This is a genomic window from Microbacterium radiodurans (assembly GCF_008710705.1).
Classification (GTDB): Bacteria; Actinomycetota; Actinomycetes; order Actinomycetales; family Microbacteriaceae; genus Microbacterium; species Microbacterium radiodurans.
In genome coordinates, this window is sequence record NZ_VYRZ01000001.1 from 100,503 (window position 1) to 125,842 (window position 25,340).

The following is a 25,340-nucleotide window of genomic DNA, read 5'->3' on the forward strand; positions in this document are numbered from 1 at the left end:
GCCAGCGCTCTGTTCGATTCCCGCGCTGGCCCGCCGGACCGGTCCCGTCCCCTCGGGCCTCGTGGTGTCCGACGTGCCTGCGCACGACGACACCAGGAGGCACCGATGCCCCATACCGCTCCCGCGGTCGTCCTCGACCGCATCTCCCTCACCTGGCCCGACGGCAGTGCCGCGCTCGAGAACGTCTCGGGCGCCTTCGGCGCAGGACGCACGGGCCTCGTCGGCCGCAACGGCTCCGGCAAGACCACGCTGCTGCGTCTGATCAGCGGAGCTCTCGCGCCGACCTCCGGCACGATCCGTGCGGCCGGACGCGTCGACCTGCTGCCGCAGCGGCTCACGCTCGACGTCGACCGGCGCGTGGCCGAGCTCCTCGGTGTGGCCGACGTCGTCGACGCCGTCCGGGCCGTCGAGTCCGGCGACGTCGATCCGCGCCATTTCGACACGATCGGCGAGGACTGGGATGCCGAAGCACGAGCCGTCGCGTCGCTCACGGCTGCCGGCCTGCCTCCCGGTGCTCTCGACCGCCGCGTCGGCGAACTCTCCGGCGGCGAGGCGGTGCTCGCGGCGCTCGTCGGCGTCCAGCTGCGCGGCGCCGAGATCGCGCTCCTGGACGAGCCGACGAACAACCTCGACCGCGATGCGCGCGCCCGCGTCGGCGAGCTCGTCCGCACCTGGCGCGGCGCGCTCATCGTCGTCAGCCACGACACCGCTCTGCTGGAGCTCATGGACGACACCGCCGAGCTCTACGGATCGGCACTCAGCGTGTTCGGCGGACCGTACTCCGCGTGGCGGGCCTGGCAGGAGACGGAGCAGGCGGCGGCTCGTGCGGCAGACGCCACGGCGGCCGCGGCGGTTCGTCGGGAGCGACGCGACCGCGTCGCCACCGAGACGAAGCTCGCCCACCGCGCGTCGATGGGCGCGAAGGCGCAGCGCGAGAAGCGCGTGCCGGAGATCGTCGCCGGCAACCGCGCCTCGTCCGCGCAGGTGTCGGCCGGCAGGGCGCGCGGCGAGGCGGCGGATCGCGAGGCAGCGGCCCGAGCCGCGCGGGATGCCGCGGCATCCCGGGTCCGCGACGACGACGCGCTGCGCATCGACCTGCCCGACCCGGCGGTCGGCGCCGGCCGGCGGATCGCGACGCTCGGCGGCGACCGCGGCGGCGACGGCGACGGCCGGTCGTGGGTCGTGCAGGGCGCCGAGCGCGTGGCCCTCGTCGGGCCGAACGGCGCGGGCAAGACCAGCCTGCTCGAGCGGCTGGTCGCGTCGGCGCGCGACCGCGGCTCTGTTCCCGGCGTGCGTCCGGCGAGCGGCCGGTGTGCACAGAGCGGCGTGCAGAACTCCGTCGATCCGCTGCCCGCGGGCGCCGAGTGCGCGGATTCCGGGCGCGGTTCGATGGATCGACGGAGTTCTGCACCGGTCGTCGCGCACACCGACCGGGTCGGCTACCTGCCGCAGCGCATCGACGGTCTCGGCGACGACGCCTCCGTGCTCGACAGCCTGCGGGCGGCGGCCCCGACGGCGACCGACACGGAGCTGCGGAACCGGCTGGCCCGCTTCCTGCTGCGCGGCGACACGGTGCTGCGGCCGGTCGCGGCTCTGTCGGGCGGCGAGCGCTTCCGCCTCGCCCTCGCCCGCGAGCTGCTGGCCGATCCGCCTCCGCAGCTGCTCGTGCTCGACGAGCCGACGAACAACCTCGACCTCGACACGGTCGACCAGCTCGTCACCGCGCTCGCCGCCTATCGGGGCGCGGTGCTCGTCGTGAGCCACGATGACGGCTTCCTCGCCCGGTTCGCCCCCACGCTGACCCTCGAGCTGCGGGACGGCGTCCTGACCGAGGCGGCGACGGGGGCCGGTTCCGGCTGAGGCGAGGTCCCACTCCGGCCGGGTTCGCCCGCGGTATTCCCGGCCGGAGTGGGACCTCGTGCGCCGTCGGCACCCGCGGCTGACACGCGGGCGGGCGCGGGCGCAAGGCCGCGCCGATGTCGGAGGTCCGCGCGAAGATGAGGACATGGCCGATGTGCTCGCCCGCTTCTCCGCGCCCACCGCGGACTGGTTCCGTGGCGCGTTCACGAAGCCGACCTCGGCGCAGGCCGGCGCCTGGGAGGCGATCTCGGCCGGCAAGAACGCGCTCGTCGTCGCCCCGACCGGCTCGGGAAAGACGCTGTCGGCGTTCCTGTGGGCGATCGACCGCACCTTCCGCGACAAGGTCGCCGCCGGCCCCGTCGACGACACACCGGTCAAACGGCGCCGGACGGATGCCGCACCCGCCGACACCCGCGTTCTCTACATCTCGCCGCTGAAGGCCCTCGGCGTCGACGTCGAGCGGAACCTCCGGTCGCCGCTCGTCGGCATCGGGCAGTCCGCGCGGCGCCTCGGCCAGCCGGTGCCCGAGGTCACCGTCGGAGTGCGCTCGGGCGACACGTCGTCGGCCGACCGACGCGCCCTCGTCGCACGTCCGCCCGACATCCTCATCACGACGCCCGAGTCGCTCTACCTGATGCTCACCTCGCAGGCGTCCGAGACGCTGCGGGGCGTGCACACCGTCATCATCGACGAGGTCCACGCCGTCGCCGCCACCAAGCGCGGCGCCCACCTCGCGGTCAGCCTCGAGCGTCTCGACGCGCTGCTCGAGAAGCCCGCGCAGCGCATCGGCCTCTCCGCGACGGTGCGGCCGATCGACGAGGTCGCCCGCTTCCTCGGCGGAGCCGCCCCCGTCGAGATCGTCGCGCCCCGGGCCTCGAAGGCATTCGATCTGAGCGTCGTCGTGCCGATCCCCGACATGCTGAATCCGCCGGCCCCGCCGGGTGCCGAGGAGGCGGCGTTCGGCACCGGCTCATCGTCGCGACACGACGATGACGATGATGACGACGACGACGGGGAGAACGGGGCGTGGTACCGCGCCCCGCAGGCATCCGGCGGGACCTCCGAGGTCACCGGCTCGGTCTGGCCGCATGTCGAGGAGGCGATCGTCGACCGCATCCTGCAGCACCGCTCGACGATCGTGTTCTCCAACTCCCGGCGGCTCGCCGAGCGGCTGACCGGGCGCCTCAACGAGATCTACACCGAGCGCCTCGGCGGCGAGCTGCCCGATGCGACCGTCCCGGCCTCGATGATGGCGCAAGCGGGCGCGTCGGCGGGCGCCGAGGCGGTGCTCGCGAAGGCGCACCACGGCTCGGTGTCGAAGGAGCAGCGCGCTCAGGTCGAGGATGAGCTGAAGTCCGGCGTGCTCCGCTGCGTCGTGGCGACCTCGAGCCTCGAGCTCGGCATCGACATGGGCGCCGTCGATCTGGTCATCCAGGTCGAGGCGCCACCGTCCGCGGCATCCGGCCTGCAGCGCGTCGGCCGCGCCGGCCACCAGGTCGGCGAGGTGAGCCGTGCCGCCCTGTTCCCGAAGCACCGCGGCGACGTGCTGCACACCGCCGTCGTCACCGAGCGGATGCTGGCGGGAAAGATCGAGGCGATCGCCGTGCCGCAGAATCCGCTCGACATCCTCGCGCAGCAGACGATCGCCGCGTGCGCCACCGGCACGATCGAGGTCGAGACCTGGTTCGAGATCGTGCGGCGGAGCGCACCGTTCCGCACGCTGCCGCGGTCCGCATACGAGGCCACGCTCGACCTGCTGGCCGGACGGTTCCCCTCCGACGAGTTCGCCGAGCTCCGTCCCCGACTGGTGTGGGATCGCGATCAGGGCACGCTCACGGGACGCCCCGGCGCCCAGCGCATCGCCGTGACGAGCGGCGGCACGATCCCCGACCGGGGCCTGTTCGGCGTCTTCGTCGCGGGCGAGAGCCGCAATGCCCGCGTCGGCGAGCTGGACGAGGAGATGGTCTACGAGTCCCGCGTCAACGACGTGTTCACGCTCGGTACGACGAGCTGGCGGATCGTCGAGATCACCCACGACCGCGTCAACGTCGTGCCGGCCTTCGGCCAGCCGGGCAAGCTCCCGTTCTGGCACGGCGACGGACTCGGCCGGCCCGCCGAGCTCGGCGAGGCGCTCGGGAAGTTCAGCCGCGAGGTGTCGTCCGCCGGCCCCGAGAAGGCGACCGAGCGGCTGCGGGAATCCGGCCTCGACGACTACGCGATCGAGAACCTGCTGGCCCACCTCGCCGAACAGCGCGAGGCGACCGGCAGCCTCCCGACCGACCGGTCGCTCACGGTCGAGCGCTCACGCGACGAGGTCGGCGACTGGCGCGTGATCCTCCATTCCCCGTACGGCATGCACGTCCACGCCCCCTGGGCTCTGGCCGTCAATGCCCGCATCCGCGAGCGCCTGGGCGTCGAGGGCGCGGCGGTGGCGAGCGACGACGGCATCATCGCCCGCGTTCCGGATGCCGCCGCCGAACCGCCCGGGGCCGACCTCTTCGTCTTCGACGCCGACGAGCTCGAGCAGATCGTCACCGATGAGGTCGGCGGCTCCGCGCTGTTCGCATCGCGCTTCCGCGAGTGCGCAGCGCGCGCCCTGCTGCTGCCGCGCCTGAACCCGAACAAGCGCGCGCCGCTGTGGCAGCAGCGGCAGCGTTCGGCGCAGCTCCTCGAGGTGGCGCGGCGGCATCCGTCGTTCCCGATCATCCTCGAGACGCTTCGCGAGGTGCTGCAGGACGTCTACGATCTGCCGGCCCTGCTGCGCATCACCCGGAGCATCGCCGACCGTCGCATCCGGCTCGTCGAGACGACGACGTCGCAGCCCTCGCCGTATGCCCGTGACCTGCTCTTCGGGTACGTCGGGGCGTTCATGTACGAGGGCGACTCGCCGCTCGCCGAGCGCCGCGCCGCCGCCCTGTCGGTCGATCCGGCCCTCCTGTCCGAGCTGCTCGGCAAGGTCGAGATGCGCGAGCTGCTGGACCCCGAGGTGATCGCGCAGTTCGAGCTCGAAGCGCAGCGCCTCGCCCCCGACCGCCGCGCGCGCGGCGTCGAGGGCGTCGCCGATCTGCTGCGCCTCCTCGGCCCGCTGGATGCGACCGAGGTCGCCGCGCGCCTCGAAGACCCGGCGGGCACCGGCACTGCGGAGGAGATCGGCACAGCGGAGGACGCGAGCGCCGCGCCCGTTCCTTCGGACGGCGGATCTCCTCCCGCACGCCGCGTCGCCGAGGCCGCCGCCCTTCTGCAGGAGCTCGTGACGGCGCGACGCGCCATCCCGGTGACGATCGCGGGTGCGCAGCGCACCGCGGGCATCGAGGATGCCGGCCGCCTCCGCGACGCGCTCGGGGCGGCGCTGCCCGTCGGCATCCCCACCGCGTTCCTCGAGCCGGTCGTCGACCCCCTCGCCGATCTCGTCGCGCGCCACGCCCGCACGCACGGGCCCTTCCGCACCGCTGACGTCGCCACGCGGCTCGGCATCGGCACCGCCGTCGCCCGCCAGACGCTGCAGCGACTGGAATCGCAGGGCCGCATCTCGAGCGGCTACTTCCTTCCCGAGACCTCGGGCGGCGAGGTCGACGACCTCGAGTGGTGCGACACCGAAGTGCTCCGCCGGCTGCGGATGCGCTCGCTCGCGGCCATCCGCGGCAGCGTCGAGCCCGTCTCCCCCGAGGCCTTCGCCCGGTTCCTGCCGGTGTGGCAGCACGTCACGCGACCGCTCGAGGGCGTCGACGGGGTCGCCGCCGTGATCGAACAGCTCGCGGGAGTGCCGATTCCCGCGAGCGCCTGGGAATCGCTCGTCCTGCCGTCCCGGGTGCGCGATTACACGCCGGGCATGCTCGACGAGCTCACCGCGACGGGCGAGGTCGTCTGGTCGGGGCACGGCACGCTGCCGGGCCGCGACGGCTGGATCGCGCTGCACCCCGCCGACCTGGCGCCGCTCACCCTGGCGCTGGCCGACGCGGATGCGGAGGCCGACGAGTCGTCGACCTCGGGCGATCTCGACGTCGGGATCCTCGACGCCCTCGCCGTCGGCGGCGGCTGGTTCGCGGCGCAGCTGGTCGCCACCGTCGGAGCGCCGAACGAGCAGAGCGTGCTCGACGCCCTCTGGCGCCTGGCCTGGGCCGGACGCATCACGAACGACACCTTCACGCCCGTGAGGTCGCTGCTCTCGGGCGGCTCGCAGGCGCACCGCAGCGCTCGCCGCACCCCGCGCTCGCGGCTCTATCGCGGCACGCCGCTCGCTCGGCCCTCGACTCCGGCCGCCCCGCGCCCCTCGAACCTCGGCGGTCGATGGTCGCTGCTGCCGACCGTCGAGCCCGACCCGTCGCTGCGCGTCACCGCGTCGGCGGGGCTCCTGCTCGACCGCTACGGCGTCGTGACGCGCGGTAGCGTGCAGTCCGAGGGCGTACCGGGCGGCTTCGCGCAGGTCTATCGCGTGCTCGCCGGGTTCGAGGAGGCCGGGCACTGCCGGCGGGGCTACGTGATCGAGACCCTCGGCGCCGCGCAGTTCGCGGCATCCGTCACGGTCGACCGGCTGCGCGAGTTCGCCGCCCTCGCCGACCCGCCGCCGCGGCGCGCGGTCACCCTCGCGGCAACCGACCCGGCGAACCCCTACGGCGCCGCGCTCGGCTGGCCCGCGCTCGAGGGGGTCTCCCATCGCCCCGGGCGCAAGGCCGGCGGCGTCGTCGTGCTCGTCGACGGAACGCTGACGCTGTACCTCGAGCGCGGCGGTCGCTCGGCGCTCGCCTTCACCGACGACGAGGAGTCGCTGACGGCGGCCGCCGCCGACCTGGTCCGCACCGCGCAGGCGCGTCGCCTCGACACTCTGACGGTCGAGCAGGTCAACGGCGAGTTCGTCTACGGCACGACCACGGGGCGCGCGCTGCGGGCCGCGGGCTTCGTCGAGTCGTCGCGCGGCCTGACGCTCAGGCGCCTGACCGCGGGGGCCCGTCCGGCCGCCGCGGCCGCCGCGTCCGGCCGCGGAACGGGCGGGAGCGTGGCGGGTGCCTGAGGGCGACACCGTCTTCCGTGCAGCGCGGAAGCTCGGTGAAGCGCTCGTCGGGAACGAGGTCACGCGGTTCGACATCCGCGTTCCCGGCAGTGCCACGGCCGATCTCCGGGGCGAGACGGTCGGCTCATCGATCGCCCGCGGCAAGCACCTGCTGCTGCGCGTCGGCCAGCACAGCCTGCACTCCCACCTCAAGATGGAGGGCCGCTGGCACGTCTACCGCCACGGCGAACGCTGGCGGGCGCCCGCCTTTCAGGCGCGCGCGATCGTCGGGACCGGATCGGTGGATGCCGTCGGCTTCGAACTCGCGATGGTCGAGGTGCTGCCGACCGCCGACGAGGACCGCCTCGTCGGCCACCTCGGTCCCGATCTGCTCGGCCCCGACTGGGACCTCGCCGAGGCCGCCCGGCGAGTGAGCGCCGACAAGCGAGCCGCCCACGTCGCGCTGCTCGACCAGCGGAACGTCGCGGGGTTCGGCAACGTCTACGCCAACGAGCTGCTCTTCGTGCGCGGCATCCTCCCCACGACGCCCGCGACCGAGATCGACGCGGTCGCGGTGCTCGAGACCGGCTATCGGATGATCCATGCGAATCGCGACCGGTCGGCGCGCACCTTCACCGGGAACGATCGGCCCGGCCAGCGGATGTGGGTCTACCGGCGCGACGGCAAGCCATGCCGCCGGTGCGGCACCCTCATCCTCACCGATGAGATCGGCGCCCTCCCCACGAGCGAGCGGAACATCTTCTGGTGCCCGCGCTGTCAGGCCTGAGCCCGGGCGCCCGACACGAGCGCAGCGGTCACCGCCCGATGTAGCGTCCCGGCCGGTGGTTGAGGATCAGCACGACGCTCAGCACGACGGCTCCCGCGGCGCTGAGCAGCACCGCGGGCCACGGCAGGACGAGGAGGGCCGCGACGATGATGAGGATGTCGAAGATCATCTGGGTCCAGCCCGCGCTGAATCCCGTCCGCTCCTGCAGGACGAGGGCGATGATGTTCACTCCGCCGAGGCTCGAGCGGTGACGGAAGAGGATCAGCAGTCCGACGCCCGCGAGCAGATTCCCACCGAGCGTGCCGTAGACCGGCTCGATCCGCTCGAAGACGAGCAGATGCTGGTGCACCCACGTGAAACCCGAGACGAGCGCGATCGAGGCGAAGGTGCGCAGCGTGAACGACAACCCCTTCTTCCAGAGGGCGAGAGCGGCGAACGGCGCGTTGACGACGGCGAACAGCAGGGGGAAGGACCATCCCGTGGCGTAGCCGAGGAGGAGCGCGAGACCCGCGGTGCCGCCGGTGACCGACCCGGAGGACTGCAGCAGGTGCAGCCCCAGCGAGGCGACGAACGTGCCGGTGAGGATGCCGACGGCATCCTCGAGTCGGGTGTGCCGGGTGAGCGCCGCCTCGAAGACGAGCGATGGTCCGGTCGACGGCGCGCGAGATGCCTCCACCCGCCCATCCTCGCAAACTCCGACCCGGGCGGCGGGCATGCTATCTCGCGCGGGCTTCCGCGCACACCCCGTCGCCCTCGCGGCGGACGGATCGCACGCTGGATGAGCAAACCGTCGCAGCCCCCGCTCCGAATCATGTTCGGGAATGAAAACGCGGGTCGCGGGGTTGTTTCCAGTACTCAGTACCGGAAGTCGGACTGTGGGAGGGGATCGTGGGCAAGAACTACATCGACATCGAGAACGACCGTGGCGAGACGCTGCGCTACCGCAAGCACGCGAACGGTCGGGGCTTGATCGCGAACGGGGCCAAGGTGCACCCGACCGCGCTGATCGAAGCGGGCGCCTACGTCGAACCCGGGGTCCAGGTGGCGGCGGGTGCCCACATCGGCCGCGGCGTGTGGATCGAGCGCGAGGCCGTCATCGGACCGAACGTCGAGATCGCGCCCCATGCACATGTGGGATCGGGCGCGGCCATCGGCCCGCGCGCCAAGATCGGCATCCGCGCCTTCATCGGGGCGCACGCTCAGGTGGCCGGCGGGTCGCTCATCGGCGACGACGAGAACATCGGCGACGGCGAGCACGTCGCAACCGACCGGCGAGGTCTGCGCCTGGCCGCATGACGCTCGCGTCCGGTGTCGGCGTGCCGGATACGCTCGGAGCATGACTCCCGGCGCATCCCGAGGCCGCGCGCAGCGCGGCGGTCCCGCACGCGGCGGCGGCGGCTCGCGGCGGGGCGCCAAGCAGTCGGCGCCGAAACAGAAGATTGTGTTCGACGCGCGCCCGGCGCCATCCGAGGAACCGGCCGGGCCGTTCCGTCTCGGCGCGATTCCCGGTGCGACTCCCGGCAAGTGGATCGACATCTGGAAGGATCGGATGCCGCGCACGCCGCTCGAGCTCGTGCACCTCGACGTCGTCGTCCAGCGCGCCGCGATCGTCGACGGCGACGTCGACGCCGCCATCGTGCGTCTTCCCCTCGATCGGACGGGACTGAGCGTCATCGCGCTCTACGACGAGGTGACCGTCGCCGTCTGTTCGGCGGATTCCGCGCTGACCGCGGCCGATGAGCTGACCCTGGACGATCTCGCCGGCGAGGTGCGGATCGTCCCGCTTGACGACGTCGTGCGGACCGAGGTGCCCGGCACCACGGCCCCGGCCTTCGAGCCCCTCGAGACCACCGCGGACGCCGTCGCGACCGTGGCGGCGGGGACGGGCGTCGTCCTCATGCCGCTGTCGCTCGCGCGACTGCATCACCGCAAGGACGCCGAGTACCGTCCCGTCGTCGATGCGCCCGGGACGAGCGTCGCGCTCGCGTGGCGCACCGACGCGACGACCGAGCTGGTCGAGACGTTCATCGGGATCGTCCGGGGGCGCACCGCCAACTCGTCGCGCTGACGCGCGGGCGCCCTCGCGCGCGCAGCTCAGGCGCCGTGCAGCCCGCGTCGCCCGTCGGCGACAGCGCCCGGTACGGGCCTGGCGGCGAGCAGTGCCGTCGCGTCGACCGGCCTGAGCGGGTCCGCGGCATCCGGGTCGATCTCGAGCACAACCACGACGGGGCTCGGCATCCGGAGCGCGACCTGAGCCGAGCGTGCGTCCGCCTCGACTCGGGCGGTGTCGCTCGGTCGGCGCGTCCGCCAGCCGCGGACCGCCGCGACCCGGTCGATGCTGTCGAGCACAGCGGTCAGGTCGGCGACGTCCGTCACGATCACCCGGTCGGTCATCTCCCCATTGTGCGCCCGACGGATCCCGCGAAACCATCCGAGTCGCGCGAATCAATCCGGCAGCACAGATGGATTCGCGCGGACGTGATCGACTCGCGGGCTGGTCACGGGGAGTCATCGCGGGCTGGTCGAGCAGCTGCGGCGCATAGAATTCTCGAATGGCCCCGCTCGTGTACGTCTGCGTGCGCCCCCAGCAGGACGCCGCCGAAGCGGAGTACGCCTCGTTCCGCCGGGCCATGGAACTCGACCAGTCGCAGCTCGAACGCGTCGACCTCACCCGCGACTCGCTGCCCGCCGACGCCTTCGACCGCTGGCGCGGCTTCGTCGTGGGCGGCAGCCCCTACAACGCGACGGATGCGGCCGAGCACAAGCCCGAGGGTCAGGTGCGGCTCGAGGCCGATCTCGCCCGCATCGCCGACGCTGCCGCGTCGGGCGCGACCGCGGCGCTCTTCACCTGCTTCGGCATCGGCGTCGCCACCCGGCAGCTGGGCGGGAGCACGTCGCGCGCGTATCCCGAAGACACCGGACCGGCTGAGATCACCCTCACCGACGCCGGTCGTGACGACCCCCTGATGGGCGGCCTCTCGAGCACGTTCACCGCTCTCACCGCCCACAAGGAGGGCACGGCCGAGCTGCCCGCGGCGGCCGTCCTGCTCGCGACGAACGACGCATGCCCGGTGCAGGCGTATCGAATCGGAGACCGGCTCTACGCCACTCAGTTCCACCCCGAACCGACACCCGAGGACTTCACCGACCGCATGACGGTCTACCGGAACGACGGCTACTTCGACGCCGCGGACTACGACATCGTCGCAGCACGGGTGCGCGCGGCATCCGTCACCGAACCCGCCCGCATGCTCGCGGCTTTCGCCCGCGCCTTCTGACCCAGCCCCGCGAGCGGGCCGTCTCCACGCGAGCCGCCCCGCCGCCGACCCGTTCTCAGGAAAGAGAGCACACCGGGCCGCGCAACAACCCCGGTACCCACCGCATCTCCTGAGAACCGGCCGCCCGCGCTCCGCCCCGCCGACCCGACCGGCCACCCGCCCTGCGGCCCACCGCACGACGAGGCGCGGCTCGACCAGCACGCGAGCCGCCCCGCCGCCGACCCGTTCTCAGGAAAGAGAGCACACCGGGCCGCGCAACGACCCCGGTACCCACCGCATCTCCTGAGAACCGGCCAGCCGCACCCGCCCGCCGATCCGACCGGCCGCCCCGCCGCGGACCCGACCGCCCACAGCCCGGCCGATCAGCGCACGACGAGGCGCGGCTCGACCAGCACGTGCGCCTCCCCCGCCGTCGCCACCCGGGGCGCCACCGTCGATCCGGTCGCGCCCGTGAGCAGCTGCAGCACGCCGTCGGCGACGCTCTCGGGCAGCTGCTCGACGCTGCTGAGTCCGAGCGCCTCGGCTGCGGGGGTGTTGTCGAAGCCGACGATCGGCATGTCGTCGCGGCCCGCGGATGCCGCGGCGAGACGAGCGCCGATGGCGAGCGTGTCGCTCGCGCACACCAGGGCGTCGATCGCGCCGCGCCCGGTCGCGGGTGCCGCCTCGAGCGCCGCAGCGACCACCGCGCGCGCGGCGGCGACGTCCTCCTCGGCACTCAGACGCACCCCGCCCGAGCCGACGACCGACCGCCACCCGCGCTCGCGGTCGTCCCCCGTGCCCGACCCGGTCGGCCAGCCGAGGAATGCGACGGCGTCGCCGACGAGACCCGCCAGGTGCGACGAGGCGGCGCGTGTTCCCGCCGCGCCGTCGACGTCGACCCACAGGTGGGCCGGGTCGTCGACGTCGTCGAGCCCCCAGGGCCGGCCGAAGGCGACGAAGGGCACGTCGCGTTCGAGGAGCCACCCCGTGCGCGGATCGCCGTGGAAGGTGCCGGTGACGACGAATCCATCGACCTCGCCGCCCTCGACGAGCTCCCGCATCCTCTCGATCTCCTCGTCGGCCGATCGCGCCGCATAGAGCAGCACGCGCAGTCCCCGTTCGCCCGCGCGTTCGGTGAGCGCATGGACGAACCGGTCGAGGACGACCCCCGACACTCCCCCGGCATACGGGTCCAGATGGATGCCGATCGCGCTGCTGCGACGCGTGCGCAGCGCCCGAGCGGCGATATGCGGTCGGTACCCGAGCTCGGCGATGGCGCTCTCGACGCGCAGCCGCGTCGAGAGCCGCACGATCCCGGGGGTGTTGAGGACGTTCGACACCGTCTGCCGCGAGACGCCGGCGATGCGCGCGACGTCCTCGACGGTCGGTGCCTTGGCCATGGGCGACCATCTTACGGTTCCGGCAAGACGTTGACAGAGCGCGGCCGCCTTCGTAATCTCGTCTGCACACCCGGAGTTTGATCGTTCAAAGTTCCAGCACCGCCCCGGACGACCGACTCCGAAGCGCCTGCCTCATCGAAGGAGAAGAGACACATGACACCGCGCAGCACGCGCTCGGCCTGGGGAGCGACCGCGCTCCTCGCCGTCGGCGCTCTCACCCTCACCGCCTGCGGATCCGGTTTCGACGACTCGGGCTCGGGAGGGTCCGCCGACGGCAGGCTCACGAGTTCCGACGACTCCCTGACCGTCCTCATCGGATCCTCCGGCGACGCCGAGACGACCGCCGTGACCGACGCGGTCGCGGCCTGGTCGGAGGAGTCCGGCATCGACGCGACGGTTCAAGCAGCGACCGACCTGCCGCAGGAGCTCTCGCAGGGCTTCGCCGCCGGTTCGCCGCCCGACGTCTTCTACCTCTCGGGCGACGCGCTCGCCGGGTACGCCGGAAACGGCTCGATCCAGGCCTACGGCGACGATCTCGGCAACCGCGACGACTTCTACCCCTCGCTCGTCGACAACTTCACCGTCGACGACCAGTTCTTCTGCGCCCCGAAGGACTTCTCGACGCTCGCGCTCGTCATCAACACCCAGCTCTGGGAGCAGGCGGGCCTGACCGACGCCGACATCCCCACCGACTGGGATCAGCTCGCCTCGGTCGCCCAGCAGCTGACGACCGACGGGCGCGTGGGCCTCGCGTTCGGCGCCGAGTACCAGCGCGTCGGCGCCTTCATGGCCCAGGCGGGCGGCGGTCTCGTGACCGACGGCGCGGCCACGGCCGACAGCGACCAGAACGTCGAGGCGCTCGACTACGTGAAGACCCACCTCGCCGACGGCACCTTCGCCTACGCGAGCGACCTCGGCGCGGGCTGGGGCGGCGAAGCCTTCGGCAAGCAGCTGTCGGCGATGACCATCGAGGGCAACTGGATCACCGGCGGACTCGCCGCCGACTACCCCGACCTGGCCTACACCGTCGCGCCGCTCCCGAGCGGTCCGGGCGGCGAGGGCACGCTGCAGTTCACCAACTGCTGGGGCATGGCGGCCGACAGCCCCAACCAGCAGGCGGCACTCGACCTCATCGAGTTCCTCACGAGCACCGACCAGCAGCTCGCCTTCTCCGAGGCGTTCGGCCCGATGCCGTCGATCCAGTCGGCGGCCGACGCCTGGCGTTCGGCCAACCCCGACCTCGAGGCGTTCCTCGACGGAGCCGAGTACGCGCAGTTCCCGCCGAACCAGGACGGCGCAGCCGACGTCATCTCCGACTTCAACGCGCAGCTGGAGACGCTCTCGAGCAGCGACCCCACCAGCATCCTGCAGACGGTTCAGTCGAACCTCGAGGCGATCGTCGGCTGACACCATGACCGCCCCCTCCTCGGCGCGGGTCGACCCGCGCTCCGCCGGCGCCGCGCCGCGCGGCGAAACCGGCCGGCCCGGCAGCCGGCACGGCGGCGGTCGTCGCGCCGGATCCCCCCGCGGGATCCGGCGCGGCATCCACGGCAACCAGGCCGCCGCCGGCTGGCTGTTCGTCCTTCCCGTTATCGTGATCCTCGGCGTCTTCATGCTCGTCCCGGTACTCATGGCGCTGTGGGTGAGCGTGTCGGACTGGGGCGGGCGCGGCAGTCCGCTGTCGCCGAACGTCGGCTTCGTCGGTCTGGAGAACTACGCCGCGGTGACGGCCGACGGCGGCCTGCCGACCCGCGACTTCGGCATCGCCCTCCGCAACAACGCGTGGTACGTGCTCCTGGTCGTGCCGCTCCAGACCGCCCTGTCGCTCTTCCTCGCGCTGCTCGTCAACCGCGCGATCCTGCGCGGCCGCGGCTTCTTCCGCACAGCGTTCTACTTCCCGTCGGTGACGAGCTCCGTCGCGATCACCGTGCTCTGGCTCTTCCTGTTCTCCTCGAGCGGCGTCGTGAACACGGTGCTGTCGTGGATCGGGATCACCGGGCCCAACTGGTTCAACGACCCGAGCGGCGTCGTCCACAACGTCCTCGGCGCCGTCGGCATCGACAGCGGGCCCGCGTTCCTGACCGGCGGGGGCTTTCTCGGGATCACCTGGTGGGACTGGCTCGCCGGCCCCTCGGTCGCGATGAGCGCATTCGTCCTCATGGCGGTGTTCACCACGTCGGGCACGTTCATGCTGCTCTTCCTCGCCGGCCTGCAGAACATCGGCGGCGAGACCGAGGAGGCCGCGATGGTCGACGGCGCGTCGAGCTGGCAGCGCTTCTGGCGCGTCACCCTGCCGCAGCTGAAGCCGGTGCTGTTCACCGTGCTGACCCTCGGGCTGATCGGATGCTGGCAGGTCTTCGACCAGATCTACACCGGCACCCAGGGCGGGCCCAGCAAGACCACGCTGACCCCCGCCTACCTCAGCTACCAGGCGGCCTTCGGCTCGCAGGACTGGGGCCAAGGCGCCGCGATCGCCTTCATGCTCTTCGCGATCATCGTCTTCTTCACGATCGTCCAGCGCATCGTGCTGCGCGACCGGCCCGTGTCGGCTCGCAGAGCCCGGCAGTACCAGGTGAGGCAGCAGCCATGACCGCATCCATCGCCCCGTCCCGCCCGGCGGCGCCGGCCGCATCCGCTCCCGCGCCCGACGCGAGACGCCGGCTCTCGCGGCGAGCGCTCATCGGCCAGATCGCCCTGTACGTACTGCTCATCGCGATCGCGCTGATCTACATCTTCCCGTTCCTCGTGCAGGTCGCGACCTCGTTCAAGACCGAAGCGGATGCCGCGGCCGACCCCATCTCGCTCATCCCGTCGCCGACGACGTGGGCCGCCTACCAGCGCCTGTTCCTCTTCTCGGACTTCCCGGTGTGGTTCGCCAACTCCGCCGTCGTCACAGTGTTCGTCACGATCGGACGGGTGTTCTTCAACTCGCTGGCCGGCTACGCGCTCGCACGGCTGCAATTCCGCGGCCGCGGGATCATCTTCGCGGCGCTCGTCGGCGTCATGGCCGTGCCGACCGTGGTGCTGCTGATCCCGAAGTTCCTCGTGATCAACCAGCTCGGCATCTACGACTCGTACGCGGGCATGATCCTCCCGCTCCTCGTGGATGCCGCGGGCGTGTTCATCATGAAGAACTTCTTCGAGTCGATCCCCGTCGCCGTCGAGGAGCAGGCGCGCATCGACGGCGCCGGCACGTTCCGCATCTTCTGGTCGGTCGTGCTTCCGATGGCACGGCCGGCGCTCATCACGATCGTCATCCTGTCGTTCCAGGGATCGTGGAACGAGCTGAGCCACTTCATCGTGTCGACCCAGTCGCCCGAGCTCACCACGCTCACCAAGGGCGTCGCAGCACTGGCGAGCGGTCAGCTCAGTCAGGGCACCCAGTATCCGATCAAACTCGCAGCGGCGGCGATCATGACGATCCCGGTCGCGGTGATGTTCTTCATCTTCCAGCGGCGCATCATGAACGCCAGCGAAGGAGCCGTCAAGGAATGACCGACCCCCACCTGCCCGCACCCCAGCGTCAGCCCCTCCTCGACCAGGCCGTCATCGCGCTGCGCGCCCCGACCCAGACATGGTCCCGTCGTTCGGGCGACATGGGCGAGGCACCGATCGACGGGGTGTACCACGGCGACATCCGACACATCCGAGGCCTCGAGCTCACGTGCGACGGGTCGGCGATCGAGTGGATCTCGCTCGACGACGCCGACGCGTCGCGCGTCGTCTTCGGCGGACTCCTCCGCGGGCTCGACTCGCCGCTGCCGGACCCGCGCGTCCGCCTCGTACGCGAGCGGGTGGTGGCGGATGGCTCGCTCACCGAGACGGTGCGCATCGTCTCGGCCATCGACGCGGCCGTCGAGACGACCCTCCGCCTCGCGGTCACGCCCGATTTCGCCGCACTGCACGACGTGAAGGCGGGCCTCGCGGCCGGCGCGTCCGTCACGGCGGACGTCGTCGGCGACACGGCAGCGGTGAGCGACAGCGAGCGCTCCTTCGACCTGCGCGCCCCCGGCGCCGTGCTGTCGTGGCGCGACGGCATCGTTCAGGTGGAGTGGGACGTCCGCGTGCCGGCGGGGGGAACGGGCGAGCACACGGTCTCGATCGAGATGACCGACCCGGGGCTCGTCGTCACCGGCGCACGCTCGTCGGCGCCGTGGGACCGCCCCGACGTGGCGCGGCGGGGAACCGCGATCGAGCCACGGCTGGGGCACTGGCTCTCCCGCGCGCTCGACGACCTCGACGCCTTGCGCCTCGCGCTTCCCGAGCACGCCGACGACGAGTTCTACGCGGCGGGCGCCCCCTGGTTCTTCACGCTCTTCGGGCGCGACTCGCTGTGGGCCGCGCGCCTGAGCCTGCCGCTGGATGTGCGGATCGCGGCATCCACCCTCCGCGTGCTGGCCCGGCTGCAGGGCGACGCGACCGACCCCGACACGGCCCAGCAGCCCGGCAAGATCCTGCACGAGCTGCGGGCCGCCGCGCTCGAGATCCCGAGCGAGGGAGTCGTGCTGCCGCCGGTCTACTACGGCAGCGTCGATGCGACCGCGCTCTGGGTCTGCCTGCTCGTCGACGCCTGGCGGGCGGGGATGCCGGAGCCCGAGGTCCGCGACCTGCTCCCCGCGCTGGACGGTGCCCTGACGTGGCTGCGCGAGGACGCCGACGCCGACGGCGACGGGTTCCTCGACTACATCGACGAGACCGGACGCGGGCTCGCGAACCAGGGGTGGAAGGACTCGGGCGACTCGATACAGTGGCGCGACGGGACTCTCGCGTCGGGTCCGATCGCGCTGTGCGAGGTGCAGGCCTACGCCTACGAGGCCGCGCGCGGCGCCGCCGATCTGCTCGAGGCGCTCGGCGCCGAGGACGCGCACACCGCGTCGGATCTCCGCGCCTGGGCATCCGACCTGCGCGCGCGCTTCGCCGCGGCCTACTGGGTCGAGACGCCCGAGGGTCGCTACCCCGCGATCGCGCTCGATCGCGACAAGCGCCCCGTCGACACGCTGACGAGCAACATCGGCCACCTGATCGGAACCGGCATCCTCGATCCCCTGGACGAGGCGCGCATCGCGTCGCTGCTGCTCGCCCCGACGATGTCGAGCGGGTACGGCATCCGCACCATGTCGACGGATGCCGGGGGCTACTGGCCGCTGGCCTACCACGGCGGCAGCGTGTGGCTGCACGACACCGCGATCGCGGCGCACGGCCTGGCGCGCGCGGGGCTGCGGGAGGAGGCGACCGAGGTCGTCGCGGGCATGCTCGCCGCGGCGGACGGCTTCGGCTTCCGCGTGCCCGAGCTGCACGCCGGCGACCCCGCCTCGCAGACCCGGGTTCCGGTGCCCTACCCGGCCGCGTGCCGGCCGCAGGCCTGGTCGGCGGCTGCCGCGATCGTCGCCCTGCAGGTGCTCGAGAGCTGACCCGGGAGCGCTCGGCCGGTCGGCGTCGGACCGTGCTCAGGAGGCTCGCCGCACGCGCACCCTGCAGACCCCAGACAGCCCGCACTTCTCCTGAGTACGGACCCGCGACAGCCGAGAACGGGTCCACCCTGCCCGCGATCAGGCCGCGCGGCTGAGGCTCCTGCGGCTGCGCCGGACCAGGCCGCGCGTCTCCCGGCCGTTCGCGCGCCATGCGACGACCGCGGCGGCGGCGACCACGACGACGATCACCAGCACCGCCGCGATCGCGACGGGGGTCGAGTGCGGCTGGTCGGTCGTGCGCGCGATCGCAATCCACGCGAGGCCCCACGACAGCGCGAGGATGGGTGAGGGGCGACCGCGCGAGAAGGCGGCGACGCCCACGCCGACGGCGGCGACCACGACGAGCACGGCGACGCCCCAGACATCGGCCTGGGCTCCCCACGACTCCGGCACCGTCCGACTCAGCCAGGCCGTGATGTCGGCCACGGTCGCGAGCGACACCCAGCCGAGATGGAGACCGACCGTGGCGTCCATGAGCACGCGGTCACCGACGGACGCGGGCCGCCGTCGCACGAGGATGCGGAACGTCCAGCCGAGCGCGGCGAGCAACAGGACGATCGCGACGACGGTGAGCGGCAGCGTCGTGAACTGCGCCGCCAGCAGCCACCCCCCGTTCAGCACGGCGGTGAGGGCGATCCACCACCCGGCGGCGCGCTGTCGCGGTCGATCGCGCTGTCGGGGGGAGGCCTGCCAGACGGCGTACCCGACCATGAAGAGGTAGATGACCGACCAGATGCTGAACGCCGGTGTGCCCGGTGCCAGCACGGTGGCATCGGCGTCGAGCGCGCCGCCCTGCAGGTCGCGGACGTTGGTGCCGCCGAGCAGCCCGGTCCCCACCATGGCCGCCACGATCATGAAGCAGACCGCCGAGACGACGGCGATCTGACGGATGAGGTCGCGGCCGGTGTCCGGCCGATCGGATGCCGGCGCGCCGCCCCTCGAGGTCGACGCGTGACGCGCGGTGGTGCTCATTCCCTCACGGTAGGCGCGAGCACCGTGCCGCTCATCGTCTTGACAGCGACGGCCCGACGATCACGGCGGACTCGGGCGCCACGACGAGCGCGCCGTCGAGCCGCTCGGCGGGCAGCGTCTCGAGCCAGACCTCGTCGCGCTCGTCGCCGTCGCGTCCCGCGCCGCTGCTCCTCGAGACACCCTCGAGCTCGATCCGCCAGGGCTGGGGCGAGAGGTTCACCACCACGCGGGCACGACCGCGCTGCAGGTCGTAGACCCGCCCGCCCTCGACCTCGCTCGCGGCCGCGCCGCGCGAGCCGAATCGCGGGTCGGTGAGATCCGGCTGCTCGCGTCGCAGCCGGCCGAGCCGGCGGTAGAGGTCCAGCAGTCGCGCGCTCGCGCCGCCGTCGGCCTCGCTCCAGTCGAGCTTCGAGCGAAGGAACGTCGACTCTTCGTTGGGATCGGGCACGAGATCCTCGTCCCACCCCATCTCGGCGAACTCCTGCTTGCGCCCTGCGGCGGTCGCCTCGGCCAGCTCGGGCTCGGGGTGCGAGGTGAAGAACTGCCACGGCGTGCTCGCGCCCCACTCCTCGCCCATGAAGAGCATCGGCGTGCCGGGCGCGGTCAGCGTCAGGACGGCGGCGATCGCGAGGCGGTCGGCGCTGAGCGTGGCCGACAGGCGATCGCCCGCTGCCCGATTGCCGATCTGGTCGTGGTCCTGCGCGAAGGTGACGAGGCGCCATGAGGGCGACTCCGGCGGGATGGGGCGACCGTGCGCACGCCCGCGGAACGACGAGTAGGTGCCGTCGTGGAAGAAGCCGCCGCTCCAGACCTTCGGAAGCGCGTCGAGCTCGTCGAAGTCGGCGTAGTAGCCGACCGTCTCGCCGGTGAGCGCGACGTGCACGGCGTGATGCCAGTCATCCGACCACTGCGCCGTGATGCCGTAGCCCTTCGCCTCGGCGGGAAGGATCATCGTCGGGTCGTTCATGTCGCTCTCGGCGATGAGCGTCAGCGGCCGACCGAGGTGCGCGCTGAGGGCATCGACTCGCTGTGCGAGCTCGGCCAGGAGGTGCACCGGGCTGTCGTCGTCGTGCAGCGCGTGCACGGCGTCGAGGCGCAGCCCGTCAACGTGGAAGTCGCGCAGCCACATCTCGGCGTTCTCGATGATGTAGTCGCGCACCGCACGCTCGTCGAGGTTGACGCTGTCGCCCCACGTGTTGCGGCGCCCGTCGCGGAGATACGGACCGTACTCGGGGAGGTAGTTGCCCGAGGGGCCCAGGTGGTTGTAGACGACGTCCTGGATGACCGCGAGGCCGGCGGCGTGCGCGGCATCCACGAATCGTCGGTAGGCGTCCGGTCCGCCGTAGCTCTCCTGCACGGCGTACCAGAGCACGCCGTCGTAGCCCCAGTTGTGGGTGCCGTTGAACGCGTTGACCGGCAGCAGCTCGACGTGCGTCACGCCGAGCTCGACGAGGTGGTCGAGGCGCGCGATCGCGGCGTCGAGGGTACCGGGACCGGTGAAGGTGCCGATGTGCATCTCGTAGACCAGGCCGCCCGCGACCGGCCGCCCGGTCCATGCGTCATCGGTCCAGGCGAAGGCCGCCGGGTCGTCGACGGCCGAGAGACCGTGGACGCCGTCGGGTTGGCGCCGCGATCGGGGATCGGGCCTCGGGTCGGCGGCGTCGCCGAGGAGGAAGCCGTACTTGTCGCCGGGGGCGAGCTCGACGTCGGAGCGCCACCATCCGCTCTCCCCGCGGCGCAGCTCGACATCGTCCGCTCCGGGACGGTGCAGTCGCACCCGTTCGGCGCGGGGCGCCCAGACCTCGATCATGCGTTCTCCTCGGTTGCGGGCGACGCCGCGGGCGATGCCGTGCTCTCGGCACGGGTCAGCAGGGCGACGGGGTAGGTGTCGAGCAGGTCGGCGAGCCGGACCTCACCGCCGGGCCAGGTGCGTCCGGTCAGCTCGTCGCGGTGGATGCCGGGCGGCACCACCACGACGGTGTCGCCCCACCCTCCGCGCGCTGACAGCCCGACCGGCAGACGCGTGGCGACGGCGATCGCACCGCCGCGGTCGAACGCGATGCCGTGATCGGCCGCCGCGCCGACGACCGGCAGCGGCGCGTACCGCGTGTACAGCTCCGGGCGGTCGCGACGCGCGCGCAGCGCGCGCGAGACCACGAGGAGCTTCGCCGCTCCGGTGTCGTCGATCGGCGGCTGCCAGCCGTCGTCGAGACGGGCGAGCAGATCGCGGCGCTCGGCGAAGTCGACGTCGCGACGGTTGTCGGGGTCGACGAGCGAGTGGTCCCACAGCTCGGTGCCCTGGTAGACGTCGGGCACGCCCGGTCCGGCGAGCTGAAGCAGCTTCGCCGCGAGGGAGTTCGAGCGGCCGGCCGCCGTGATCTTGGAGACGAAGTCCTCGACGACGACGCGCGCATCGCCGGTGGCCGCATCGACGAGGGCACCGACGCGCGCCTCGGCATCGGCATCCGGCTCGGTCCACGACGTGACGATCCCGCCTTCGCGCGACGCCTTCTCGGCGTAGGCCTGCAGACGCTCGGGCGACGCGGGCCAGGCGCCCACGATCGCCTGCCACAGCAGGTCGTCGAGGCGGCCGTCGCCCGTCGAGGCGATGCTCCGCAGCCGCTCGAGCGTCTCGCGCCAGCGGCCGGGCACCTCGGCGATCACGCTGAGTCGCGCGCGCACGTCCTCGCTGCGCTTGGTGTCGTGCGTGCTCAGCGCCGTCAGCGCGTGCGGCCACGCCGCGAGTCGCGACGCCTGCGCGCGGTGGAAGCCGGCGACGTCGAGCGAGAACACCGAGGGGTCTCCGCCGACCTCGGTCAACGTGCCGATCCGCGGGTAGCGGTAGAAGGCCGAGTCCTCGACGCCCTTGGCCATGACGGGGCCGGTGGTCTGCGCGAAGCGGCGCGCGAGCTCGGTGCCCGGCTCCGCGACGAGGGGCGCCAGCGTCGCGAGCGCGTCGGCCAGGTCGGGCCGGTCGGTGGTCGCGGCGGCCACCGCATCGGCGACGATCTCCGCCCCGACCGGCGGATACACCCGGTAGACCGAGAAGGCCGTCAGGAGCTGGGCGAGAGCATCCCTCGCCACCTCTTCGCCGAGCGGCTCGCGCACGTCGGCCGGGAGGCCGCGGACGAGACGGCCGACCTCGGCGGCCTGGATGGTGTCGGCCACGGCGCGCTTGGCCTCGCGGACGATGTCGGCGTAGGCGGTGGGCGCGGCATCCGCCAGGTCGGCGTCGAGGGCGTCGAGCGCCTCCTCGCCGGCGGGGTCGATGAGCACGCGGTCGATCTCGGCCATCGCGTCGTAGCCGGTCGTGCCCGCCGTCGCCCACCATGCGGGCAGTTCTTCGGCGTGATCCGTCGCGGCGTGCTCGAGGATCTTCTCGACGACGACGTACGCGCCCCCCGTCGCCTCGGCCAGCCGGGCCAGATAGCCGCCCGGATCGGCCAGGCCGTCGGGGTGGTCGATGCGCAGGCCGTCGGCGAGACCCTCGCGGAGCCAGCGCAGGATCTCCGCGTGACTCGCGTCGAACACCTCGGGCAACTCGACCCGCACGCCCGCGAGGGTCGTCACGGCGAAGAACCGGCGGAAGTTCAGCTCGTCGGCGTCATCGCGCCAGAATCCGGGGCGCCAGTGCTGCGCGGCGAGCACGGCGTCGACCGTGGCCGGGTCGCTCGTCGCCGCGGCGGGCGCGGTGCCGTCGGCGAGCGGGAGCACGTGGTCGTAGTAGCGCGCGACCCCGGCGGCGCCGTGGGCGGCGTCGTCCGGATCGCCGGCGGCGACCGGCGAGACCTCGATCTCGCCGTTCGCGATCGCCTCGCGCAGCGACGAGCCCAGGATCGGGAGCGCGATCTTGCCCCCGCCGTGCTCCCAGTCGATGTCGAAGGCATCGGCGTGCACCGAGTCGCGGCCGTGGCGGAGCACGTCCCACCACCAGGGGTTCTCGGCGGGCACCGCGACGCCCTGATGATTGGGCACGATGTCGACGAGGATGCCGAGTCCGGCATCCCGTGCCGCCGCCGCGAACCGGGCGAGGCCGTCGGGCCCGCCCCGGCGGGGGTCGACCTGCGTCGGGTCGATCACGTCGTAGCCGTGATCGGATCCCTCCGCCGCCGCCAGGATCGGCGACAGGTACGCCCAGTCGACCCCGAGCTCGCGCAGGTAGTCGACGGTGCCCGCCGCCTCGGCGAGATCGAACGCGGGCCGGATCTGCAGTCGATACGTCGAGACGGGAACGGTCATCGGCCCGGGACCTCCGCGGTCGGCGCGTGCGCCGGCATGGTCTCGACCGGGTTCGCGTAGGTGGCGAGCGAGGCGGCGACGGAGTGGTCGACCTCGGCCTCGGGCTCGGTGTACTCCCCGAGCACGACGAGGGACTTCGGACGCACGCCGAGCGACTGGCCGCCCTCGAGCGGCTCGGCGCCGACGAGCTCGCCGCTCGTGTCGACGAGCACTTCCCACTGGTCGCTGTACTCGTCGGAGGGGACGGCGAAGTCGACCTGCTCGTCCCCGGCGTTGAAGAGCACGAAGAAGTGGCCGTCGGAGATGTCCTCGCCGCGGCGGTCGCGCTCGCGGATGCCGTCTCCGTTGAGGAAGACGCCGACCGCGCGGCCGAAGCCCGAGTCCCAGTCCTCCGGCTGCATGGCGCTGCCGTCGGGGCGGAGCCACACGATGTCGGGGAGCGGAGCACCCTCCTCACGGCGCACGGGGCGGCCGTCGAAGAAGCGGCTGCGGCGGAAGGTCGGATGCTGCCGGCGCAGTCGCGCGAGCGCCGCCGTGAACTCGATCAGCGGCTGGTCGACCTGGTCCCAGTGCACCCAGGTCAGCTCGTTGTCCTGCGCGTAGCCGTTGTTGTTGCCCTGCTGGGTGCGGCCCAGCTCGTCGCCGTGGCAGATCATCGGCACGCCCTGGCTGAGCAGCAGCGTCGCGAGGAAGTTCCGCTGCTGCCGGGCGCGGAGGGTCAGCACCTCGGGGTCGTCGGTCGGTCCCTCGACGCCCATGTTGTACGAGCGGTTGTGGGACTCGCCGTCGTTGCCGTCCTCGCCGTTGGCGTCGTTGTGCTTCTCGTTGTACGACACGAGGTCGCGCAGGGTGAAGCCGTCGTGGGCGGTGACGAAGTTGATGGATGCCACGGGCCACCGGCCGTCGTGCTCGTAGAGGTCGGCCGAGCCGGTCAGGCGCGAAGCGAACTCGCCGAGGGTCGAGGCCTCGCCGCGCCAGAAGTCGCGGACCGTGTCGCGGTACTTGCCGTTCCACTCCGTCCACTGCGGCGGGAAGTTGCCGACCTGGTAGCCGCCCGGGCCGATGTCCCACGGCTCGGCGATGAGCTTGACCTGCGAGACGATCGGATCCTGCTGCACGAGCTCGAAGAACGCCGACAGCCGGTCGACGTCGTAGAACTCGCGGGCGAGGGTCGCGGCGAGGTCGAAGCGGAAGCCGTCGACGTGCATCTCGGTGACCCAGTAGCGCAGCGAGTCCATGATGAGCTGCAGCGCGTGCGGGTTGCCGACGTTCAGGCTGTTGCCGGTGCCGGTGTAGTCCGTGTAGTAGCGCTTGTCGTCGTCTTCGAGGCGGTAGTAGGCCTCGTTGTCGATGCCCCGCATCGAGAGCGTCGGGCCCATGTGGTTGCCCTCGGCGGTGTGGTTGTAGACGACGTCGAGGATGACCTCGATGCCGGCGGCGTGCAGGGCCTTGACCATGGCCTTGAACTCCTGCACCTGCTGGCCGTGGTCGCCGGTCGAGGAGTAGGTGTTCTGAGGCGCGAAGAACGCGATGGTGTTGTAGCCCCAGTAATTCGAGAGGCCCTTCTCCTGCAGCGTGGAGTCGTTGACGAACTGGTGCACCGGCATGAGCTCGATCGCGGTGACGCCGATCTTCTGCAGGTGCTCGATGAGGGCGGGGTGCGCGATGCCGGCGTAGGTGCCGCGGATGTCCTCGGGGATGTCGGGGTGGAGCTTCGTGAGGCCCTTCACGTGAGCCTCGTAGATGACCGACTCGGCGTAGGGCGTCTTCGGGAGCCGGTCGCCGGCCCAGTCGAAGAACGGGTTGACGACGACGCCCTTCATCATGTGGGCGGCGGAGTCCTCCTCGTTGAACGAGTCGGGCTCGCCGAAGTCGTAGCCGAAGACGGGCTGACCCCAGTCGATCTGGCCTTCGACGGCCTTGGCGTACGGGTCGAGGAGCAGCTTGCTCGGGTTGAACCGCTTGCCCGATGCCGGGTCGTTCGGACCGTGGACGCGGTAGCCGTAGCGCTGGCCCGGCTGCACGTTCGGCAGGTAGGCGTGCCAGACGAAGGCGTCGACGTCGATGATCGAGACGCACTCCTCGTTGCCGTCCTCGTCGAAGAGGCACAGTTCGACCTTCTCGGCGCCTTCGCTGAAGAGGGCGAAGTTCGTCCCGTTCCCGTCATAGGTCGCTCCGAGCGGATACGCGGAACCCGGCCATGCCTGCATGTGATCTCCCCTGGTAGTGGGCCTCACACTACTCAGCGGAAAAGAGGGCTCCGTTGGACTTGACAAGCCCCCGCGCCGAGTCCGTTCTCCGCGCCGCCCGACATTTTGTCGACTCGCCACAGTCTGCGGATACGCAGGACCTCGGATGCGCAGATCT

Annotated in this window: 17 protein-coding genes; 10 read left to right on the forward strand and 7 right to left on the reverse strand. The window is 72.2% G+C overall.

Annotated elements, in window-relative coordinates; all coding sequences use genetic code 11:
* The first annotated feature begins 105 nt into the window (after positions 1-105).
* From F6B42_RS00510 to F6B42_RS00520, 3 genes are all read left to right on the forward strand, one after another.
* Positions 106-1,860 (forward strand): ABC-F family ATP-binding cassette domain-containing protein, encoded by a 1,755-nt coding sequence (locus F6B42_RS00510; RefSeq protein ID WP_150417646.1) that lies wholly within the window; start codon positions 106-108, stop codon positions 1,858-1,860.
* A gap of 145 nt (positions 1,861-2,005) precedes the next feature.
* Complete coding sequence (locus F6B42_RS00515; protein ID WP_150417647.1) at positions 2,006-6,868, forward strand: Lhr family ATP-dependent helicase; 4,863 nt, start codon at positions 2,006-2,008, stop codon at positions 6,866-6,868.
* The gene (locus F6B42_RS00520) at positions 6,861-7,634 is read left to right on the forward strand and encodes a DNA-formamidopyrimidine glycosylase family protein (protein WP_150417648.1); all 774 of its coding nucleotides are present in this window, start codon (positions 6,861-6,863) and stop codon (positions 7,632-7,634) included. The genes F6B42_RS00515 and F6B42_RS00520 overlap by 8 nt, the downstream gene beginning before the upstream one ends.
* A gap of 28 nt (positions 7,635-7,662) precedes the next feature.
* Here F6B42_RS00520 and F6B42_RS00525 read toward each other — a convergent pair whose 3' ends face one another.
* On the reverse strand, positions 7,663-8,349 hold the full coding sequence (locus F6B42_RS00525) for a YitT family protein (RefSeq protein WP_150417649.1): 687 nt from the start codon (positions 8,347-8,349) through the stop codon (positions 7,663-7,665).
* Between the two features lie 173 nt (positions 8,350-8,522).
* On the opposite strand from F6B42_RS00525, the gene F6B42_RS00530 reads away from it, so the two are divergent.
* Both F6B42_RS00530 and F6B42_RS00535 read left to right on the forward strand, forming a co-directional pair.
* Complete coding sequence (locus tag F6B42_RS00530) at positions 8,523-8,930, forward strand: transferase (RefSeq protein WP_150417650.1); 408 nt, start codon at positions 8,523-8,525, stop codon at positions 8,928-8,930.
* Positions 8,931-8,970: 40 nt separating this feature from the next.
* On the forward strand, positions 8,971-9,702 hold the full coding sequence (locus F6B42_RS00535) for a substrate-binding domain-containing protein (RefSeq protein ID WP_150417651.1): 732 nt from the start codon (positions 8,971-8,973) through the stop codon (positions 9,700-9,702).
* 26 nt (positions 9,703-9,728) lie between these two features.
* Here the strand turns inward: F6B42_RS00535 and F6B42_RS00540 are convergent, their stop codons facing one another.
* Positions 9,729-10,028, reverse strand: a complete 300-nt coding sequence (locus F6B42_RS00540; RefSeq protein WP_150417652.1) for a hypothetical protein — start codon at positions 10,026-10,028, stop codon at positions 9,729-9,731.
* 158 nt (positions 10,029-10,186) lie between these two features.
* Between F6B42_RS00540 and F6B42_RS00545 the strand changes: the two genes are divergently transcribed.
* On the forward strand, positions 10,187-10,912 hold the full coding sequence (locus F6B42_RS00545) for a glutamine amidotransferase-related protein (RefSeq protein ID WP_150417653.1): 726 nt from the start codon (positions 10,187-10,189) through the stop codon (positions 10,910-10,912).
* 362 nt (positions 10,913-11,274) lie between these two features.
* Here F6B42_RS00545 and F6B42_RS00550 read toward each other — a convergent pair whose 3' ends face one another.
* Positions 11,275-12,291, reverse strand: coding sequence for a LacI family DNA-binding transcriptional regulator (locus F6B42_RS00550; protein ID WP_150417654.1), 1,017 nt, complete (start codon positions 12,289-12,291; stop codon positions 11,275-11,277).
* 153 nt (positions 12,292-12,444) lie between these two features.
* Between F6B42_RS00550 and F6B42_RS00555 the strand changes: the two genes are divergently transcribed.
* The 4 genes from F6B42_RS00555 to F6B42_RS00570 are packed head-to-tail and all read left to right on the forward strand — an operon-like array spanning position 12,445 to position 17,702.
* Complete coding sequence (locus tag F6B42_RS00555) at positions 12,445-13,698, forward strand: sugar ABC transporter substrate-binding protein (protein WP_150417655.1); 1,254 nt, start codon at positions 12,445-12,447, stop codon at positions 13,696-13,698.
* A gap of 4 nt (positions 13,699-13,702) precedes the next feature.
* Entirely contained in the window at positions 13,703-14,881 is a 1,179-nt protein-coding gene (locus F6B42_RS00560; RefSeq protein ID WP_150417656.1) for a carbohydrate ABC transporter permease, read from the forward strand.
* The gene (locus F6B42_RS00565) at positions 14,878-15,786 is read left to right on the forward strand and encodes a carbohydrate ABC transporter permease (protein WP_150417657.1); all 909 of its coding nucleotides are present in this window, start codon (positions 14,878-14,880) and stop codon (positions 15,784-15,786) included. The genes F6B42_RS00560 and F6B42_RS00565 overlap by 4 nt, the downstream gene beginning before the upstream one ends.
* Positions 15,783-17,702: a glycogen debranching N-terminal domain-containing protein gene (locus tag F6B42_RS00570; RefSeq protein WP_150417658.1), complete on the forward strand. Its 1,920-nt coding sequence runs from the start codon at positions 15,783-15,785 to the stop codon at positions 17,700-17,702. The genes F6B42_RS00565 and F6B42_RS00570 overlap by 4 nt, the downstream gene beginning before the upstream one ends.
* Positions 17,703-17,840: 138 nt before the next feature.
* Here F6B42_RS00570 and F6B42_RS00575 read toward each other — a convergent pair whose 3' ends face one another.
* Genes F6B42_RS00575 through glgX form a run of 4 tightly spaced genes read right to left on the reverse strand, consistent with a single transcriptional unit; the run spans position 17,841 to position 25,183 of the window.
* Entirely contained in the window at positions 17,841-18,734 is an 894-nt protein-coding gene (locus tag F6B42_RS00575; protein ID WP_191089223.1) for a tryptophan-rich sensory protein, read from the reverse strand.
* A gap of 31 nt (positions 18,735-18,765) precedes the next feature.
* Positions 18,766-20,544, reverse strand: a complete 1,779-nt coding sequence (gene treZ / locus F6B42_RS00580; protein WP_150417659.1) for a malto-oligosyltrehalose trehalohydrolase — start codon at positions 20,542-20,544, stop codon at positions 18,766-18,768.
* Positions 20,541-22,973 (reverse strand): malto-oligosyltrehalose synthase, encoded by a 2,433-nt coding sequence (treY, locus tag F6B42_RS00585; RefSeq protein WP_150417660.1) that lies wholly within the window; start codon positions 22,971-22,973, stop codon positions 20,541-20,543. The genes treZ and treY overlap by 4 nt, the downstream gene beginning before the upstream one ends.
* On the reverse strand, positions 22,970-25,183 hold the full coding sequence (glgX, locus tag F6B42_RS00590; RefSeq protein WP_150417661.1) for a glycogen debranching protein GlgX: 2,214 nt from the start codon (positions 25,181-25,183) through the stop codon (positions 22,970-22,972). The genes treY and glgX overlap by 4 nt, the downstream gene beginning before the upstream one ends.
* Between the last annotated feature and the right edge of the window lie 157 nt (positions 25,184-25,340).

Coding starts and splice junctions, on each gene's coding strand:
- F6B42_RS00510 (WP_150417646.1), top strand. CDS start 106: ATGCCCCATACCGCTCCCGCGGTCGTCCTCGACCGCATCTCCCTCACC.
- F6B42_RS00515 (WP_150417647.1), top strand. CDS start 2,006: ATGGCCGATGTGCTCGCCCGCTTCTCCGCGCCCACCGCGGACTGGTTC.
- F6B42_RS00525 (WP_150417649.1), bottom strand. CDS start 8,349: ATGCCCGCCGCCCGGGTCGGAGTTTGCGAGGATGGGCGGGTGGAGGCA.
- F6B42_RS00535 (WP_150417651.1), top strand. CDS start 8,971: ATGACTCCCGGCGCATCCCGAGGCCGCGCGCAGCGCGGCGGTCCCGCA.
- F6B42_RS00540 (WP_150417652.1), bottom strand. CDS start 10,028: ATGACCGACCGGGTGATCGTGACGGACGTCGCCGACCTGACCGCTGTG.
- F6B42_RS00545 (WP_150417653.1), top strand. CDS start 10,187: ATGGCCCCGCTCGTGTACGTCTGCGTGCGCCCCCAGCAGGACGCCGCC.
- F6B42_RS00550 (WP_150417654.1), bottom strand. CDS start 12,291: ATGGCCAAGGCACCGACCGTCGAGGACGTCGCGCGCATCGCCGGCGTC.
- F6B42_RS00555 (WP_150417655.1), top strand. CDS start 12,445: ATGACACCGCGCAGCACGCGCTCGGCCTGGGGAGCGACCGCGCTCCTC.
- F6B42_RS00560 (WP_150417656.1), top strand. CDS start 13,703: ATGACCGCCCCCTCCTCGGCGCGGGTCGACCCGCGCTCCGCCGGCGCC.
- F6B42_RS00565 (WP_150417657.1), top strand. CDS start 14,878: ATGACCGCATCCATCGCCCCGTCCCGCCCGGCGGCGCCGGCCGCATCC.
- F6B42_RS00570 (WP_150417658.1), top strand. CDS start 15,783: ATGACCGACCCCCACCTGCCCGCACCCCAGCGTCAGCCCCTCCTCGAC.
- F6B42_RS00575 (WP_191089223.1), bottom strand. CDS start 18,734: ATGAGCACCACCGCGCGTCACGCGTCGACCTCGAGGGGCGGCGCGCCG.
- treZ (WP_150417659.1), bottom strand. CDS start 20,544: ATGATCGAGGTCTGGGCGCCCCGCGCCGAACGGGTGCGACTGCACCGT.
- treY (WP_150417660.1), bottom strand. CDS start 22,973: ATGACCGTTCCCGTCTCGACGTATCGACTGCAGATCCGGCCCGCGTTC.
- glgX (WP_150417661.1), bottom strand. CDS start 25,183: ATGCAGGCATGGCCGGGTTCCGCGTATCCGCTCGGAGCGACCTATGAC.